This is a genomic window from Streptomyces aculeolatus (genome assembly GCF_020400605.1).
In the GTDB taxonomy this organism is placed as follows: Bacteria; Actinomycetota; Actinomycetes; order Streptomycetales; family Streptomycetaceae; genus Streptomyces; species Streptomyces aculeolatus.
Genome location: NZ_JAINRD010000002.1, coordinates 499,289 through 514,915 on the forward strand (window position 1 = coordinate 499,289; position 15,627 = coordinate 514,915).

The 15,627-nt window shown below is 73.5% G+C and carries 15 protein-coding genes; 5 read left to right on the top strand and 10 right to left on the bottom strand.

The annotated features are described in order from the left end of the window. Positions 1 to 80: 80 nt before the first annotated feature. Positions 81 to 1,235, bottom strand: coding sequence for a cell division protein ZapE (gene zapE, locus LG396_RS06475; protein ID WP_225793985.1), 1,155 nt, complete (start codon positions 1,233 to 1,235; stop codon positions 81 to 83). 65 nt (positions 1,236 to 1,300) lie between these two features. On the opposite strand from zapE, the gene LG396_RS06480 reads away from it, so the two are divergent. The 4 genes from LG396_RS06480 (at position 1,301) to msrB (ending at position 4,618) form a co-directional block, all read left to right on the top strand. Then, positions 1,301 to 2,068: a dihydrofolate reductase family protein gene (locus tag LG396_RS06480; protein WP_225793986.1), complete on the top strand. Its 768-nt coding sequence runs from the start codon at positions 1,301 to 1,303 to the stop codon at positions 2,066 to 2,068. 106 nt (positions 2,069 to 2,174) lie between these two features. Then, positions 2,175 to 2,642, top strand: coding sequence for a hypothetical protein (locus LG396_RS06485; RefSeq protein ID WP_018836915.1), 468 nt, complete (start codon positions 2,175 to 2,177; stop codon positions 2,640 to 2,642). 145 nt (positions 2,643 to 2,787) lie between these two features. Continuing rightward, the gene (gene murC / locus LG396_RS06490) at positions 2,788 to 4,197 is read left to right on the top strand and encodes a UDP-N-acetylmuramate--L-alanine ligase (RefSeq protein WP_225793987.1); all 1,410 of its coding nucleotides are present in this window, start codon (positions 2,788 to 2,790) and stop codon (positions 4,195 to 4,197) included. A 1-nt stretch (position 4,198) separates the two neighbouring features. Continuing rightward, positions 4,199 to 4,618: a peptide-methionine (R)-S-oxide reductase MsrB gene (msrB, locus tag LG396_RS06495; protein WP_018836917.1), complete on the top strand. Its 420-nt coding sequence runs from the start codon at positions 4,199 to 4,201 to the stop codon at positions 4,616 to 4,618. 71 nt (positions 4,619 to 4,689) lie between these two features. Here the strand turns inward: msrB and LG396_RS06500 are convergent, their stop codons facing one another. The 8 genes from LG396_RS06500 to LG396_RS06535 form a co-directional block, all read right to left on the bottom strand. After that, a complete protein-coding gene (locus LG396_RS06500; RefSeq protein ID WP_225793988.1) occupies positions 4,690 to 5,880 on the bottom strand; it encodes a hypothetical protein in 1,191 nt (396 codons plus the stop codon). Positions 5,881 to 5,900: 20 nt separating this feature from the next. Beyond that, positions 5,901 to 6,929: a 2-hydroxyacid dehydrogenase gene (locus tag LG396_RS06505; protein WP_225793989.1), complete on the bottom strand. Its 1,029-nt coding sequence runs from the start codon at positions 6,927 to 6,929 to the stop codon at positions 5,901 to 5,903. Further along, entirely contained in the window at positions 6,926 to 7,594 is a 669-nt protein-coding gene (locus tag LG396_RS06510; RefSeq protein WP_037747606.1) for a histidine phosphatase family protein, read from the bottom strand. The genes LG396_RS06505 and LG396_RS06510 overlap by 4 nt, the downstream gene beginning before the upstream one ends. Further along, on the bottom strand, positions 7,591 to 9,132 hold the full coding sequence (locus LG396_RS06515) for an FGGY-family carbohydrate kinase (protein ID WP_225793990.1): 1,542 nt from the start codon (positions 9,130 to 9,132) through the stop codon (positions 7,591 to 7,593). The genes LG396_RS06510 and LG396_RS06515 overlap by 4 nt, the downstream gene beginning before the upstream one ends. Continuing rightward, positions 9,129 to 10,661 (bottom strand): FGGY-family carbohydrate kinase, encoded by a 1,533-nt coding sequence (locus LG396_RS06520; protein ID WP_225793991.1) that lies wholly within the window; start codon positions 10,659 to 10,661, stop codon positions 9,129 to 9,131. The genes LG396_RS06515 and LG396_RS06520 overlap by 4 nt, the downstream gene beginning before the upstream one ends. A gap of 4 nt (positions 10,662 to 10,665) precedes the next feature. Further along, positions 10,666 to 11,919: a sugar ABC transporter permease gene (locus tag LG396_RS06525; protein WP_225793992.1), complete on the bottom strand. Its 1,254-nt coding sequence runs from the start codon at positions 11,917 to 11,919 to the stop codon at positions 10,666 to 10,668. Beyond that, positions 11,916 to 12,752 carry an ATP-binding cassette domain-containing protein gene (locus LG396_RS06530; protein ID WP_018844425.1) on the bottom strand — a complete coding sequence of 279 codons (837 nt, stop codon included), beginning with the start codon at positions 12,750 to 12,752 and terminating at the stop codon, positions 11,916 to 11,918. The genes LG396_RS06525 and LG396_RS06530 overlap by 4 nt, the downstream gene beginning before the upstream one ends. Before the next feature lie 98 nt (positions 12,753 to 12,850). Then, positions 12,851 to 13,927, bottom strand: a complete 1,077-nt coding sequence (locus LG396_RS06535; RefSeq protein WP_018836925.1) for an ABC transporter substrate-binding protein — start codon at positions 13,925 to 13,927, stop codon at positions 12,851 to 12,853. A gap of 356 nt (positions 13,928 to 14,283) precedes the next feature. Here LG396_RS06535 and LG396_RS06540 point away from each other — a divergent pair, with 356 nt between their 5' ends. Continuing rightward, a complete protein-coding gene (locus LG396_RS06540) occupies positions 14,284 to 15,060 on the top strand; it encodes a DeoR/GlpR family DNA-binding transcription regulator (protein WP_078523996.1) in 777 nt (258 codons plus the stop codon). A gap of 21 nt (positions 15,061 to 15,081) precedes the next feature. Here LG396_RS06540 and LG396_RS06545 read toward each other — a convergent pair whose 3' ends face one another. Next, on the bottom strand, positions 15,082 to 15,591 hold the full coding sequence (locus LG396_RS06545) for a DUF5709 domain-containing protein (protein ID WP_225793993.1): 510 nt from the start codon (positions 15,589 to 15,591) through the stop codon (positions 15,082 to 15,084). Between the last annotated feature and the right edge of the window lie 36 nt (positions 15,592 to 15,627).

Below are 15,627 nucleotides of genomic sequence, written 5' to 3' on the forward strand. Positions count from 1 at the left end.
ACGGACAGGAAAACGGTGACCAGACCGTGTGTACCACCCGGTGAACTGAAAGTGAACCAGGTGACGGGTGTGTGAAGGGACTAGTCCTGTGGCGACGGTGTTCCGCCGCTGCCGCCGTCCGCCGCCGAGTCGCCCGGGGTGTCCCGTTCGTCCAGGTCACCGCGGGCGTCGCGGGCCAGCGCGGTGAGCCGGGATATCGCGCGAAAGTACTTCTTGCGGTACCCGCCGGCGAGCATGTCGGCGCCGAAGAGCCGGTCGAACGGCACGCCGGAGGCGAGCACGGGTATCTCGCGGTCGTAGAGCCGGTCCGCGAGCACCACGAGCCGCAGCGCCGTCGCCTCGTCGGCCACCGGCCGCACACCGGTCAGGCAGACGGTCCGTACACCGTCGATCAGCGCACCGTAGCGGCTGGGGTGCACGCGCGCGAGGTGGCCGAGGAGGTCGGGGAAGGCGTCGAGGGTGGCACCGGGGACGGTACGGGCGGCGCGGGTGAGGGCCGTCTCGGCCGGCGGGTCGGGTGCGGCGGGCAGGCCGCGGTGGCGGTAGTCGTCGCCGTCGATGCGCAGGGGGCGGAAGCGGGCCGCCAGGCCCTGTATCTCGCGCAGGAAGTCGGCCGCGGCGAAGCGGCCCTCGCCCAGCCTGCCCGGCAGGGTGTTGGAGGTCGCGGCCAGTGCGACGCCGGACTCGACGAGCCTGCCGAGGAGGCTGGAGACCAGCACCGTGTCGCCGGGGTCGTCGAGTTCGAACTCGTCGATGCACAGCAGCCGGTGGCTGCCGAGGGTGCGCACCGTCTGCTGGAAGCCCAGCGCGCCCACCAGGTTCGTCAGCTCCACGAAGGTGCAGAAGCCCTTGCGCTCCGGCACCGCCTCGGTGGCGTGCCAGAGGGAGGCCAGCAGGTGCGTCTTGCCGACGCCGAAGCCGCCGTCCAGGTACACCCCGCGCGGCCCGGCCGGCTCCTTCGGCGCCCGCCGCCACCAGGGCCGCCGGCCGCCCACCGCGGTGGCGCCGCCGCCGAGACCCGCGGCGAAGGCGGCGAGGGCGTGCACGGCCTCGGCCTGGCTGGGGCGGGCGGGGTCCGGGACGTACGTCGAGAAGCGCACCGCGTCGAAGCGCGGCGGCGGCACCAGCTCGGCGACCAGCCGTTCGGCGGGGACGTGCGGCTCGCGGCCGGTGAGTGCGCCGGGGGCTATGCCGCCGGGGGCGCCGGCGGTGGAGGCGGAGGTCGAAGGGGGCACGTCCTCACTGTACGGTCGCCGCCTCGGCAAGCCGTACACCAGTGCGTCGTGCCACACTGCCGCATATGCGCCGCCTGCTGCCCGTACCCGCAGATCCGTCCGCCCTCGCCGACCGCGAGTGGTCCCTGGACGAGCTTGCGGACGCCTACGCCTACCCCGCGGGGGACGCCGTGTGGCTGCGGGCCAACATGGTCAGCTCCGTCGACGGCGCCGCCGCCTTCGGCGGGCGCTCGCAGCCGCTGTCGTCCGCGGCGGACATGCGCCTCTTCGGCGTGCTGCGCGGGCTGGCCGATGTGGTGGTCGTGGGTGCAGAAACGGTACGCCTGGAGGGGTACCGGCCGGCCCGCGCCCGGGACGCCTTCGCGGCCCGCAGGGCGGCGGCCGGTCAGGCCCCCGCGCCGCCCGTCGCGGTGCTCTCCGCCTCGCTCGACCTGGACTTCTCGCTGCCGCTGTTCACCGCTCCTGCCGTGCCGACGCTGCTGCTCACGGGCGCGCAGGCGGCCGCTGAGCGGGTGGCGGCGGCCCGGGCGGCCGGGGTGGAGGTCGTGGTCGCGGGGCAGGGCCGGGGAGCCGACCCGGCGGCGGTCGTCGCCGCGCTCGCGGAGCGCGGGCACCGGCGGTTGCTGACGGAGGGCGGTCCCTCGGCGCTGGCGGGCTTCGCCCGGGCGGGCGTGCTCGACGAGCTGTGCCTGACCCTGGCGCCCCGGGTGGCGCTGGGGGACGCGCCCCGGATCATGCACGGCGCCGCCCCGCAGGCGGAGCCGCTGGGCCTCGGCCTGGAGTCGGTCATGGAGGAGGCCGGCTTCCTGTTCACGCGTTACCGTCGGTTCTGACAATCTGCGGAATATCACGTTCCGCTTAGCCGTGCTGGGGCAGACTAAGTCGGCAGGATCGTTTCTGACGTGGTCTGTGTGCCTGTGCGGAAGAAGGGCGTTCATCGTGTTCACCACCGTCCTGATGATCGAGAAGCCGCTCGCACCCGTGGATGTGGAGATGGTCACCACGCTCCACGGTCAGGAGCCCGTCAGCTTCGTCGTGCTGCTGCAACCCCGCGGAGACCAGGGAGTGCTGTTGCGGGCGCTCGACGACGTAGCCCTCGGAGAGCTGGAGGACGCGGTCCGTGAGACGGACGAGCCGGAGGGGCACGAGGCGCTGCCCACCGCCAGGCTGTCGCTGGAGCACTCCCTGAAGGCACTGCGCGAGAAGGGCGCGGAGGCGGTCGGCGAGATCGTCGACCGGCACCCGCTGGACCTGCTGAAGTCCGTCGTGGAGCAGACGCGGGCCGACGAGGTCATCGTGCTGACCGCGCCGCACCTGGTGGAGGAGTTCTTCCACCGCGACTGGGCGTCCCGGGCCCGGCACAAGGTCGGCGTGCCCGTGCTGAAGCTCTTCGCGCACGAGGGCTGACCGCGCCGCGCCGGGGCGGGGGGCGGCGGCGCCCGCCCCGGCCCCGCTCCCGCCGCCGCGTCGTGGCCCGGCACCGGAATGTCGGCGCGGGGTGCGAGAATCGTCGCGTCCCACCCGAACCCGCCAGGAAGCAGGGCGCCACCACATGACCCCGGGGATCCCGCCCACGCTGGAGAGTCCGCACTTCGTCGGCATCGGCGGCGCCGGCATGTCCGGCATCGCGAAGATCCTCGCCCAGCGCGGCGCCGCCGTCGCCGGGAGCGACGCGCGCGAGTCCGGCACCGTCGCCGCCCTCCGCGAGCTGGGCGCCGTCGTGCACCTCGGCCACGCCGCCGGGCACCTGGACCCCGGCGCCACCGCCGTCGTCGTCTCCTCCGCCATCCGCGAGGACAACCCCGAGCTGGCCGCCGCCCGCGCGCGCGGCCTGCCCGTGGTGCACCGCTCCGACGCGCTGGCCGCCGTCATGGACGGGCTGCGCCCGATCGCCGTCGCCGGCACCCACGGCAAGACGACGACGACCTCGATGCTCGCCGTCGCCCTGCGCACCCTCGGCCGCGACCCGTCGTACGCGATCGGCGGCGACATCGACGCCCCCGGCTCCAACGCGCACCACGGCGCCGGCGACCTCTTCGTCGCCGAGGCGGACGAGAGCGACCGCAGCTTCCACAAGTACGCGCCCGAGGTCGCCATCGTGCTCAACGTGGAGCTGGACCACCACGCCAACTACGCGTCGCTGGAGGAGATCTACGCCTCCTTCGAGACCTTCGCCGCCCGCATCGTCCCCGGCGGCAGCCTCGTCGTCTCCGCCGACCACCCCGGCGCCCGCGAGCTGACCCGCCGGCTGGCAGCCGGCGGCGTGCGCACCGTCACCTACGGCGAGTCGCCCGACGCCGACGCCCGCGTGCTCTCCGTCACCCCGCACGGCCTGGCCAGCGAGGTCACCGTCGTGCTCGACGGCGCGAAGCACACCTTCGGCGTCTCCGTCCCCGGCCGCCACTACGCCCACAACGCCGTCGCCGCCCTGGCCGCCGGCGCCGCGGCCGGCGTGCCCGCCGCGGAGCTGGCGCCGGCGCTGGCGTCCTTCACCGGCGTCGGCCGGCGGCTGCAGCCGAAGGGCACGGCCGCGGGCGTACGGGTCGTGGACACCTACGCGCACCACCCCACCGAGATGAGCGCCGACCTGGAGGCCGTACGGGCCGCGGCCGACGACGGCCACGGCGGGCGCACCGGCCGCATCCTCGTCGTCTTCCAGCCGCACCTGTTCTCGCGGACCCGCGAGCTGGGCACCGAGATGGGCCAGGCGCTCGCGCTCGCCGACGCCTCCGTCGTGCTCGGCATCTACCCCGCCCGTGAGGACCCCATCCCCGGCGTGACCAGCGACATCATCATCGACGCGGCCCGCGCCCGGGGGGCCGACGTCACCCCCGCGCCCGACATGGCCGCGGTCCCCGGTCTCGTCGCCGGAATGGCGAAGCCCGGTGATCTCGTTCTCACCATGGGGGCAGGGGACGTCACCGAGCTGGGACCCCGGATCCTGTCCCGACTGGAGGGCTGAGATGACATACGAGGTCGACAAGCCGGACGAGCAGTGGCGCACGGAGCTGTCGCCCGAGGAGTACCGCGTCCTGCGGCAGGCGGGCACCGAGCCCGCCTTTACCGGCGAGTACACCGACACCAAGGCCGAGGGCGTCTACGAGTGCCGCGCCTGTGGCGCGGAGCTCTTCCGCTCCTCGGAGAAGTTCGAGAGCCACTGCGGCTGGCCGAGCTTCTACGACCCGGCGCAGAGCGAGGCCGTCGAGCTGATCGAGGACCGCTCGCTGGGCATGGTCCGTACCGAGGTGCGCTGCGCGCGCTGCGGCTCCCACCTGGGCCATGTCTTCACCGGCGAGGGCTACCCGACGCCGACCGACCAGCGCTACTGCATCAACTCCGTCTCCCTGCGGCTGCTGCCCGCCGGCGAAACCGCCGGAGAGTAGCGGCCGGGGGACCTCCCGGGCCCGCCCCCGATACGTACGGGCCCGGGAGGTGCGAGGGCGCCGCCTAGTGCCTAGTCCTCGACGCGCTCGAACGGGGTCGGGGTCTCGCCCGTCCAGCGGTAGAGGTAGACCTCGCCCTCCTGCTTCTTCACGCCGTCCTCGGTGACGGCCCGGCCCTCGGCGACGTAGTAGCGGCCGTCGCCCAGCGCGTCGATGCCGTAGTTGCCGTGGAACTCCCAGCCGCGCAGGCCCGTCGCCGGGTCGTTCAGGCCCGCGTCGCGCAGGGTCAGCAGCTTGCCCGTCTCGGGCTCGGCCTGGCCCTTGATCTCGCCGCGCACCGGCTTCTTCGAGCCGTCGACGGTGAAGAACGAGTAGTTCGGGAAGCCCTGCTTCACACCGTCGTAGACCGCCATGATCCAGTTGCGGGTGTACGGGTCGTACTGGAGGTTCTGCACGCCGTAGGTGGTGTTGCCGGTGTACGCGAAGTACTTGCCGTCGGTCCGCTTCGGCCCGCTGCGGTGCGGGTCGGCCTGCGACAGCGGGCGCTCGTAGCGGCGCCAGTCGCGCACGTCGTACTCCAGGACCACCTGGTGGTCGTTGTCCGCGCGCGCGGTGTTGGAGTACACCCCGTACGCGACCATCAGCTTCTGCACCCCGCCGCGCTTGCCGAACTCCGGGCCGAAGGAGACGCCGTCGATGCCGGAGCAGCCGTAGCGGTGGTCGGGGGTGTTCGCGGTGTCGCCGTCGAAGACGCCGTCGCCGTTCATGTCGGCGGTGAAGTCCTCGACGACCTCCTCCAGGTGGACGGCCGTCATCACGCCGTCGGTCTCGGCGTCCATGCCGACCCGGTCGATCTTGTCCACGTCGAAGATGGCGATGTAGAAGGCCTCTTCCGCCTTGTACTCCAGCGAGCCGTAGACGCGGCCGTCGCGGTTGTTCAGGTCGATGTCGCCGAGGTGGCCGGTGAGGCCCTCGACGGTGCCGACGACGTTGCCCTCCAGGTCGGTCTTGACCAGCATCTGCGTGAACGACCAGTAGACGTAGCCGCGTTCGGTGTCGACGGTGACGCCCTGGACGTGGCTCGTCGGCCACGCCCCGCCCTTGATATGGGTGGGCAGGTCGGTCGGGAGCGGCTTCGCCGCGGGGGAGGCTTCGGCGGGTGCGGTGGCGGCGATGCCTGCCGGGGCGGCGGTGAGCAGGAGGGCGGGGACGGCTATGCCGGCGACGACGGCCGTTTTGGCCGTACGGAACTTGCCGCGCATGCGGGTTCCTTTCCACGGGTTCATCTGGTGAGCACTTCCGGATTCGCGCAGTGGACCAGGGGCCGGCCGGCCAGGTGATGGCCGACCTCGGCGGCCACCATGCCGGCCGCGTTGTGGGCGGTCTGGCGGCTGGCGCCGGCCAGGTGGGGGGTCATCACGACGCCCGGGGTACGGGGCAGTCGCGAGTCGGTGGGCAGCGGTTCGGCGGGGAACACGTCGAACGCGGCGCCGAAGAGGCGGCCTTCGTCGAGGGCGTCGCAGACCGCGTCGTAGTCGACGAGGGAGCCGCGGGCGCAGTTGACGACGATGCCGCCGGGGGGCATGAGGCCGATCAGCTCGCGGGAGATCAGCCCCTCCGTCTCGGGGGTGGCACGGGCGTGCACCGTGACGAAAGCGGAACGATTCATCAGCTCGGGCAGCTCGACCAGTTCGTCCGGAGCGACGGCCGCCGCGTCGGCGAACGGGTCGGCGACGAGCACGCGGGCGCCGAAGCCGCGGGCGATCCGCGCCACGCGGGAGCCGATGGCGCCGTAGCCGACGATGCCGACGGTGCTGCCCTCCAGCTCCGGGCCGACGGCCTCGTAGCGGTAGTAGTCGCCGCGCCAGGTGCCGGCCGCCAGGTCCGCGTGGACCTCGGGGATCCGGCGGGCGGCGGCGAGCATGAGGGCCACGGTGTGCTCGGCGGTGGCCGTGGCGTTGCGGCCGGGGGCGAAGGTGACGGCCACGCCGTGGCGGGTGGCGGCGTCGAGGTTGGCGTTGACGGGCCCGCCGCGGCTGACGCAGAACAGCCGCAGGGCGGGGCTGGCGGCGAGGATCCGCTCGGTCAGCGGCGCCATCTGCGTCACGCAGACCTCGACGCCGTCCAGTGCCTCGATGAGCTGGTCCTCCGTCCCGGACGCCTCGCGGACCTCGGCCACGGGACCGAACGGCTCCACGGGCCAGGGCAGGGTCAGCTCGCGGAACTCGGCGCCCGGGGCGACCGGGCGCAGGCGGTCGAGGAGCAGGTCGTTGCGGACGAAGTGGTCGCCGGCGGCGAGGATGGCGGTCACGCGGGGACTCCGGGGGTCACGGGGCGGTTCAGCGTCAGCAGCGAGGGGGTGCCGTCGCTGAGGACCAGTTCGTTGAGGGCGCAGTTGGCCAGCCGGGGGAAGCGGCGGCGGTAGTCGCTCAGCGGCAGGTCGAGCAGCCGGCACAGGGTGAGCCGGATGGCCGTGGAGTGGGCGACGACGAGTATCCGGCCGCCGCCCTGCCCGCCGTTGCCTCTCCCGCCGCCGCCCTGCCCGCCGGCGTCGTGCTCCGCGCGCAGGTCGGTGAGGAAGGCGACGTACCGCTCGACGACCGCCGCCGGATCCTCCCCCTCGGGGAAGTGGCTGGCCACCGGGTCGGCCTCGAACGACGCCACCGCCTCGGGCATCCGCTCGCGCATCTCGGCGCGGGTCAGCCCCTCGGCGACGCCGAAGTCCAGCTCGCGCAGCCGCGGGTCGAGGCGCAGCGGCAGCCCGGCGCGGGCCGCGCTGTCCGCCGCCGTCTGCCGGCAGCGCAGCATGGGGGAGGACCACACGGCGGTGAGGCCCGCCTGGGCCGCCCAGTCGGCGAGGGCGGCGGCCTGGTCGCGGCCGTGGTCGGTGAGGTCGATGTCGGTGGCACCGGCGTAGCGGTTCTCACCGTGCCAGACGCTCTCCCCGTGCCGGACGAAGATGACGTTGAGGCTCAAGACGCGGTCCTTTCTCGTGCGTGTGCCGCGACGACCTCGGGCAGCCAGCCGCGCCGGGCCAGCAGGTCGACGAGCCGGACGTAGCCCTCGTCGTGGGCGGATCGGTACGAGTCGCGGGGCTCGACGGTGCGGTCGGCCCGGACCATCGCGGCGGCGGCGCGGTCCAGGGCGGCGCCCGCGCCGGGGCTGTCGCCCGCGCCGCCGTCGTTGCTCCCGCCGGTGCCGTCGAGGGCGGCGGCGGCCAGGACGGCCATGCCGAGCGCCGGCTGCGCGTTGCGCGGCAGCGTCACCGGGCGGCGCAGGACGTCGGCGCGGAGCTGGTTCCACACCGGGTTGCGGGTCGCGCCGCCGGTGAGGACGACGGCCCCGGTGGCGGGCGCGCCGAGCAGGTCGGCGTAGTCGAAGCAGAGGCGCTCGACGTACGCGGCCCCCTGGAGCAGCGCCGCGAAGTCCTCGGCGCCGCTCGTCGCCTCCCGGCTGCGGAACGCCGTCGCGCCGGGCGCGACGAACGGGAACCGCTCACCGGGCGAGACCAGCGGGTAGCGCAGCAGCCCGGTCGGCAGCAGCTCCGCCGCGTCGGCTGTCAGCCGGTCCAGGTCGGCGCCGGCGAACTCCCGCGCCACCAGCCCGGCCCCGACGCTCGACGCGCCGCCGGGCAGCCAGGTGCCCGCGGGCGAGCGGTGCGAGTACATGACGCCCGCCGGGTCGTGGACCAGCTCCGCGGTCACGCCCTTGAGCACCAGCGTGGTGCCCATGACGGAGTTCCAGCTGCCCACCGCGGTGGCCCCGGAGCCCAATTGGGCCGCGCAGCCGTCGGTCATGCCGGCGACCACGGGGGTGCCCGCGAGCAGGCCGGTCTCCTCGGCCGCCGCGGCCGAGACCTCCCCGAGCACGGTGCCGGGCGGCACCAGCCCCGGGAGCACCTCGGCGGGGATGCCGAGGTCGGCGAAGACCTTCTCCGGCCAGGCCACGGCGGCCGCGTCGGCGCCGGTCTTGAGCGCGTTGCTGGTGTCGGCGGGCACGTCGTGGCCGACGAGCCGGCGGTTGACCACGTCGCTCTGGTGGGCCAGTCGCCACCCGTCCGCCGCCGCCCGCGGATGGGCGTCGAGCAGCCAGCGCAGCTTGGGCAGCCCCCAGGAGCGCTGCACCCGCCGGTAGCCGGCCCGGGTCCACTGCGCCTCGCCGGCCTCGTTGACCTTCTCGGCCTCGGCGGCGGCGCGCCCGTCGTCGTACATGAGCGCGGGCGTGACGGCGTGCCCGCGCCGGTCGGTCAGGGTGACGGTGCCGGAGGTGGCGTCGACGGCCACGGCCCGGATCCGGCGCGGATCGGCGCCCGCGGCGCGGGCCTGGCCGATCGCGGCGCACACCGCGCGCCACCACTCGTCCGGGTCCTGCTCGTGGCGGTCGCCCCGCCGGTCGCTGGTCAGCGGGGCCGTACCCGCGCCGAGCAGCTGCCCGGCGGAGTCGGCGGCCACCGCGCGGACGCCCTGCGTGCCCAGGTCGATGCCGAGCCAGGCGTCCTGAGCCGGGTCGGTCATGCGCCGGCTCCGGCGGAGTGCGCAGGGCCGTTCCCGTCGGCCGTACGCCCGCCGCCCAGCTCCCACACCGGCCGGTGCAGCTCGCGCAGCCGGAGGAACTCGGCGTAGCGGCCGTCGGCGGCGCGGGCGGGGTCCGGTTCGTACGACGCGGCGATACGCACCTGGTGGGCCGCCGCGGTCGCGAAGTCCGGCTCCCGGCCGGTGGCGACCGCGCCGGTCAGCCACGCGCCGCGGGCGCCGATCTCGGTGTCCGCGGGGATCGCCACGGGCACGCCCGTGACGTCGGAGATCAGCCGCATCCAGAAGCCGCTGCGGGTGCCGCCGCCGCTGAGGGTCAGCAGGTCCGGCTCGGCGGGGGAGGCGGCGAGGCAGTCGCGGATCGCCAGGGTGACGCCCTCCACCACCGCGCGGGCCACGTCCTCCCGGGCGCTGTCCAGCGACAGGCCGGTCAGGGAGCCGCGGGCGGCCGGGTCGAAGAACGGCGCGCGCTCACCCGCGGGGGAGAGGTACGGCATGAACCGCACCCCGGCGGTGTCCGCGGCGCCCTGCTCGGCCAGCTCCATCAGCTCGGCGGCCGAGGCCAGCCCGAGGAGCTTCGCGCCCCAGTCGAGCATGTCGCCGCCGCTCATGGTGGGGAACGCGCGCAGGTAGTGGCCCGGGACGCCGAGCGGGACGGTGATGCCCACCGGCTCGCCCGGGGCGGGGGGCGCGTCGGTGACGATCTCGGTGGAGAGCGTGGTGCCGAGGATGGTGCACGCGCGGCCCGCGGCGACCGCGCCGGAGCCGATCGCGGTGGCGCAGATGTCGTACGGCGCCAGCACCACGGGGATGCCCTCCGGCAGCCCCGTCTCGGCGGCGGCCGCGTCGTCCAGCGCGGTGACGCGGTGGTCGTCGTCGCGCAGCGGCGGCAGCAGGTCGCGGGCCCACTCCACCCCGTACAGCTCGAACAGCCGGTCCGACCAGGTGCGTGCGGCGATGTCCAGGAACGGCGCCGCGGCCTCCGACTCGTCCACGGCCGCCTGCCGGGTGAGCCGGTAGAACAGCCAGCCGCCGCAGGTCAGCAGGTGCCGGGAGCGGGCGACGCGGTCCGGGTCGTGCGCCCGCAGCCAGGTCAGGACCGCGTTCGGCATGCCGGTGGAGATCCGCGAGCCGCAGATGCGGAACGCCTCCTCCACGGTCCCGTCCCGCTCCCAGTCGCCGACGATGCCGGCGGCGCGGCCGTCGTTCCAGAGCACCGCGGGGCCCGTGGGCCGGCCGTCGCCGTCGATCAGCCAGGCCCCGTCGCCCTGCCCGGTGACCGCGGCGAACGCGGGCGGCGCGGGCAGCGCCGCGACCACCTCCCGTACGGCGGAGGCCACCGCGTCCCACACGTCGGCCATGTCCTGCTCGGCCCAACCCGGCCGGGGCCGCGTCACCCGGGTCGGGCGCCGGGCGACCATCAGCTCCGCGCCGTCCGGGCCGTAGCCGACGACCTTGACGACGGTGGTGCCGGCGTCGATCGCGATCGCGGTCAGGTCCGCTGCCCCCATGTCGTCAGCCCCTTCCGTGTGCCATCCGCGACCGGCGGGCCGCGGAGTCCAGGGCGACGGCGACGAGCAGCACGAGGCCCGTGATGATGAAGCGGTACGAGGAGTCGAGGTTGAGCAGCGTCAGCCCGCTGGAGATCGACTGGATGACCAGCACCCCCAGCAGCGCGGCGAACGCCGAACCGCGGCCGCCGAAGAGGCTGGTGCCGCCGATGACCGCGGCGGCGATGGCGTTGAGGTTGACGTCCGCGGTGCCGGTGGACTGGTTCGCCGCCGCCAGCCGCGCCGCGGCCAGCACGCCGCCGATCGCCGCCAGCGCCGAGCACATGACGAACGCGGAGGTGTAGACGGCGCGGACGTTGATGCCGGCCCGGCGGGCGGCCTCCGCGTTGCCGCCCACCGCGTACAGGGACCGGCCGAACTTCGTCTTCGTGAGGACGTAGTGCACCATCAGCACCAGGCTGACGAAGAGCATGAACATCCAGGGGACGCCACGGGTGCGGTTGAGGTAGTAGACCGTGAACAGCAGCGCCGCCGCCAGCAGCCCCGCCTGCAGCCCGAGCCACTGCATCGACGCCGACGACAGCCCGGCGCGGCGCCGGCTGCGGGCCCGTACCCAGCCCACGGCGAGGAAGCCGCCGGCCGCCGCGACCGCGAAGACGTAGGCGAGCGCCTCGGGGACGAACCACACCTGCGCGAACTTCACCAGCGGCGAGTCGAACGGGATGTTGATGGCGTTCTGGTCGCGCAGCAGCCACAACTGCACGCCCAGGAAGGCCAGCAGCCCGCCCAGGGTGACGACGAAGCTGGGCACGCCGAAGCGGTTCAGTATCTGGCCGTAGAGCCAGCCGATCGCGCAGCCGCCGGCGATCGCGACGGCGAGCGCCAGCACCAGCGGCTGCTCGTGCTTGACCATGACGACGGCCGTGGCCGCGGCCGAGACGCCGCTGACCGAGCCGACCGACAGGTCGATCTGTCCGACCAGCAGCACGCAGACGATGCCCAGCGCGATGACGCCGAGGGGCACCATCTCGAAGGTCAGGTTCACCAGGTTGGTGCTGGACAGGAAGGTCTGGTTCAGCGCCTGGAAGATCGTCCAGATGACCAGGATGCCGGCGACGACGGGCAGCATGCCCAGGTCGCCGTCGCGGGTGCGGCGGACGGCGGCGCGCACGCTGTCGCCGATGCCCTGGGGCGTCGTCAGCCGCTCGTCCTGCAGGTCGGCGGCGGCCTTGCCCAGCGGAGTGTCCAGGGATGTCACGGCAGTTCCTTCTCTTTCCGCGGGGCCGCGTCCGGCTGCGTTTCACCGGCCGCGGCTCTCCGGGCCGCGCGCTGCGCGACCACGTTGTCCACGGCGCCGGTGATCGCGGCGACGACCTGCTCCGAGGTGACGGTGCGGGCGTCGAAGACGCCGTTGTTGCGGCCGAGGCGGAGCACGGCCACCCGGTCGGCGACGGCGCGAACGTCGTCCATGTTGTGGCTGATCATGACGACGCCGAGGCCGTTGCCCTTCAGCCGCTCGATGAGGTTCAGCACCTCGGCCGTCTGCGCCACGCCGAGCGCGGCGGTCGGCTCGTCGAGGAGGATCACCTCGGGCTTGCCCAGCAGCGCGCGGGTGATCGCCACCGTCTGGCGCTGGCCGCCGGAGAGGGCGGCCACCGGCACGTCGAGGGTGGGGATACGGGCCGACAGCTCCCGCAGCAGCTCCCAGGAGCGCGTCTCCATCCTGACGTCGTCCAGCATCCAGGGGCGTAGCTCCTGGCCGAGGAAGAGGTTCGCCTTGACGTCGAGGTTCTCGCACAGCGCCAGGTCCTGGAAGACGGTGGCGATGCCGATGGCCTGCGCGTCGGCCGGGGAGCCGAGCGAGACCTCCCGGTCGTGGAAGGCGATGGTGCCCCCGTCGGGGGTGTAGACCCCCGACAGGATCTTCACCAGCGTGGACTTGCCGGCGCCGTTGTCCCCGACGACGGCCACCACCTCGCCGGCGGCCACGTCGAGGTCGATGCCGGTGAGCGCGGCGACGGCGCCGAACTGCTTGCTGACGCCGCGCAGGGACAGCACGGTGGGCGCGGCCGGGGCGGCGGGGGCTGTCATCGTGACCCTTTTCCTTTCGTTTCGCCGGGTACGGAGTTCGCGGGGGGTGCTGAGCCCGCCGGGCACTGAGCCCGGCGGGCTGCGGAGGCTGCGCGGGGTCAGCTGATCCCGAGGCTCTCGCAGTCCTTGGCGTACTCGCGGGTGCAGACGTCCCCGGCCTTCAGCACGCCGTCGGGGCCGAAGATGACCTCCTTGAGGTTCTCCTGCGTCACGACGGTCGGCTGGAAGAGCTGGGACGGCGTGTCGAAGAGCTGGGTGTCGGCCTTCGGCTTCTTGCCCTGCATGAAGTCGTACGTGACCTCGGCGGCGGCCTCGGCGACGGTCTTGATCGGCTTGGAGATGGTGTTGTACTGGTCGCCCGCGATGATCCGCTGAACGGCCGCAAGCTCGGCGTCGTTGCCGGTGACCGGCGGGACCTGGGCCTCGGCGGCCTTGAACGCGGCGATCGAACCGCCGCCGGTGCCGTCGTTGGCGGCGACCACGCCGGCGATGCGGCCGGAGTACTGCGAGATCTGGCCGCTCACCCACTGCTGGGCCTTCTCCGGCGACCAGTCGGGGGTGTCGTACTCGGCGAGCAGCTTGTAGCCGCTGTCGTCGACCGCGTTGTGGATGCCCTTCTTGATCAGCCCGGCGGCGGCGTCCGTCGGCGAGCCGTTGACCTGGAGGATGCCGCCCTCGGCCTGCTCCTTGTCGAGGTGGTCGACGAGGGACTGGCCGATGGACTCGCCGATCGCCTCGTTGTCGAACGAGACGTAGAAGTCGGCGGGCTTGGTCGGGATCGGCCGGTCGTACGCGATGACCTTGACGCCCTGCGACTGCGCGGTCTGCACGATGGTCGCCGCGGACTCGGAGTCGACCGGGTCCAGGACGATGACCTTGGCGCCCTGCGCCATGGCGGAGTTGGCCTGCTGCTGCTGGAGGGCGGCGTCGCTGTCGGCGTTCTGGTAGATGACCTTGCACTCGTCGCAGAGTTCGGCCATGCGCTTCTTGAACAGCGGGGCGTCGTACTGCTCGTAGCGCGTGGAGGCCAGGTCGGGCATGAGGAACGCGACCTTGCCGGCCCCGGTGCCGCCGCCCTTGCCGTCGTCACCCGAATTGCCGGGCTCCTCGGCGCAGGCCGTCAGTGCGCCGGTGGCGAGGATGCCGGCGAGAGCAAAACTGGCCAGTCGTCTCATGTTCCACTCCTTGCTCGTGTCCTTGCTCAGGGGCGCTGGGGGCGCTGGCGCTCGAGGCGCTGGGTGCTGTGAAGGCGACGCACACGAAACTCGGATGTTTCATTCATGTCAACGGGCCTCAGAAACTGAACAACGCCCCCCGGTAATGCACCCCTTTGAGTGTTCGCTCGATCAGGGGCGGTTAACATCGACACGATGGCCGATGCGGTGGGGGGCTATGACAGCGCAGGCAGTCGCGTCGCCATCCGCTTCGCGCGCCGCCCTGAGCGGTGCCTAGCGTCCGGATACGGGAATGTTCACTTCACAGAAAGAGAACAGGAGTTTCCATGGGGGCAGAGACCCGGCAGCCGGCCGACATGAGCGGGCGAAAGCCTCGTGAGCGGAGAGACCGCATCAAAGGTCGTGTAGTGGACGAAGGCTTCGTCCGCATCGAGCAGTTGGCCGACGAACTCGGCGTGACCCCCATGACCATCCGCCGGGACCTCGACCATCTGCAGAGCAGAGGCTGGCTCCGCAAGGTCCGCGGCGGCGCCACCGCCCAGCCCTCGACCGCCTTCCACGGCGACGTACGCCACCGCACCCAGGCGATGACGGCCGAGAAGAACGCCCTGGCCCGCGCCGCGCTCCCGCTGGTCAAGTCCGGCCAGTCGGTGATCATCGACGACAGCACCACCGCCCTGGCCCTGACCCGCCTGCTCACCCAGCAGGCCCCGCTGACCGTCATCACGAACTTCGTCCCGGTCACCCAGGTCCTCGCCGGCAGCCCCGGGATCGAGCTGATCTCCCTCGGCGGCACGTACTACCCCGCGTACGACGCCTTCCTCGGCCTGCGCACGGTCGACGCGGTCACCAGCCTGTACGCGGACACCCTCTTCGCCTCCACGACGGCGATCACCCGCGGCCACTGCTACCACCAGTCACAGGAGACGGTGGCGGTCAAACGCGCCCTGATGGAGGCGTGCGCCCGCAAGATCCTGCTGGTCGACCACACCAAGTTCCGCCGCCGGGGCCTGTACCAGCTCGCCCCGGTGACGGCCTTCGACCTGGTCATCGTCGACTCGGGGATCTCCCCGGCCGACCTGGACGCCCTTCAGGCGGACGGCGTGGAGGTCCTGGTCACCCACCCGGAGTGAGCTACCGGGGCCGCGCGGGGGTCAGGGGGTGGCTTCGGGAGGCGGGGCCTCTTCCTCGTCGTCGACCACGTGGACCGCGGCCTCCTCGGCCGAGGCCGCGGCGCCGTTGATGCCCGCGTCCGCGGCGACCATGTCCTTCTCCGCGTCCTCGTGCGCCCCCTCGTCCGGGGCGACCAGACGGCCGGCGCGGCGGTCGCCGACCTCGTCGTCGATCAGCTCGCCGTCCGTGTCGGCGATGTCGCCGAGGCCGTCGTCGTCGGGGAGGAGCGGCGGGTCCGGGACCTCCTCGGCGAGGCGCTCGTCCAGGGACTCGCCGCGGCGCTGCTCCGCGGCGGTGACGCCGGTGTGCTCGACGCCGCGGGGCTTCTCGGGCGGGGAGTAGCCCTCGTCCAGGGGGTCGACGAACCCGTCGAGGGTGTCCTCGGGCGGCAGCAGCCCCTCGTCGTCCTGGGCCCCGTCGCCGGGCGCGCCGGAGGGCTGGTAGACCTCGTCGCCCGCGGCGCTGTCGTCTTCGCCGTCGCTGCCCGTCACACGCGCCTCCTGTGCAGAGTGTCCCGCTGGGGTCAT

What these genes read in the sequence shown, in the direction of transcription:
- LG396_RS06480 (WP_225793986.1), top strand. Translation starts at nt 1,301, where the DNA reads ATGCGCCGCCTGCTGCCCGTACCCGCAGATCCGTCCGCCCTCGCCGAC.
- murC (WP_225793987.1), top strand. Translation starts at nt 2,788, where the DNA reads ATGACCCCGGGGATCCCGCCCACGCTGGAGAGTCCGCACTTCGTCGGC.
- msrB (WP_018836917.1), top strand. Translation starts at nt 4,199, where the DNA reads ATGACATACGAGGTCGACAAGCCGGACGAGCAGTGGCGCACGGAGCTG.
- LG396_RS06500 (WP_225793988.1), bottom strand. Translation starts at nt 5,880, where the DNA reads ATGCGCGGCAAGTTCCGTACGGCCAAAACGGCCGTCGTCGCCGGCATA.
- LG396_RS06515 (WP_225793990.1), bottom strand. Translation starts at nt 9,132, where the DNA reads ATGACCGACCCGGCTCAGGACGCCTGGCTCGGCATCGACCTGGGCACG.
- LG396_RS06520 (WP_225793991.1), bottom strand. Translation starts at nt 10,661, where the DNA reads ATGGGGGCAGCGGACCTGACCGCGATCGCGATCGACGCCGGCACCACC.
- LG396_RS06530 (WP_018844425.1), bottom strand. Translation starts at nt 12,752, where the DNA reads ATGACAGCCCCCGCCGCCCCGGCCGCGCCCACCGTGCTGTCCCTGCGC.
- LG396_RS06535 (WP_018836925.1), bottom strand. Translation starts at nt 13,927, where the DNA reads ATGAGACGACTGGCCAGTTTTGCTCTCGCCGGCATCCTCGCCACCGGC.
- LG396_RS06540 (WP_078523996.1), top strand. Translation starts at nt 14,284, where the DNA reads ATGAGCGGGCGAAAGCCTCGTGAGCGGAGAGACCGCATCAAAGGTCGT.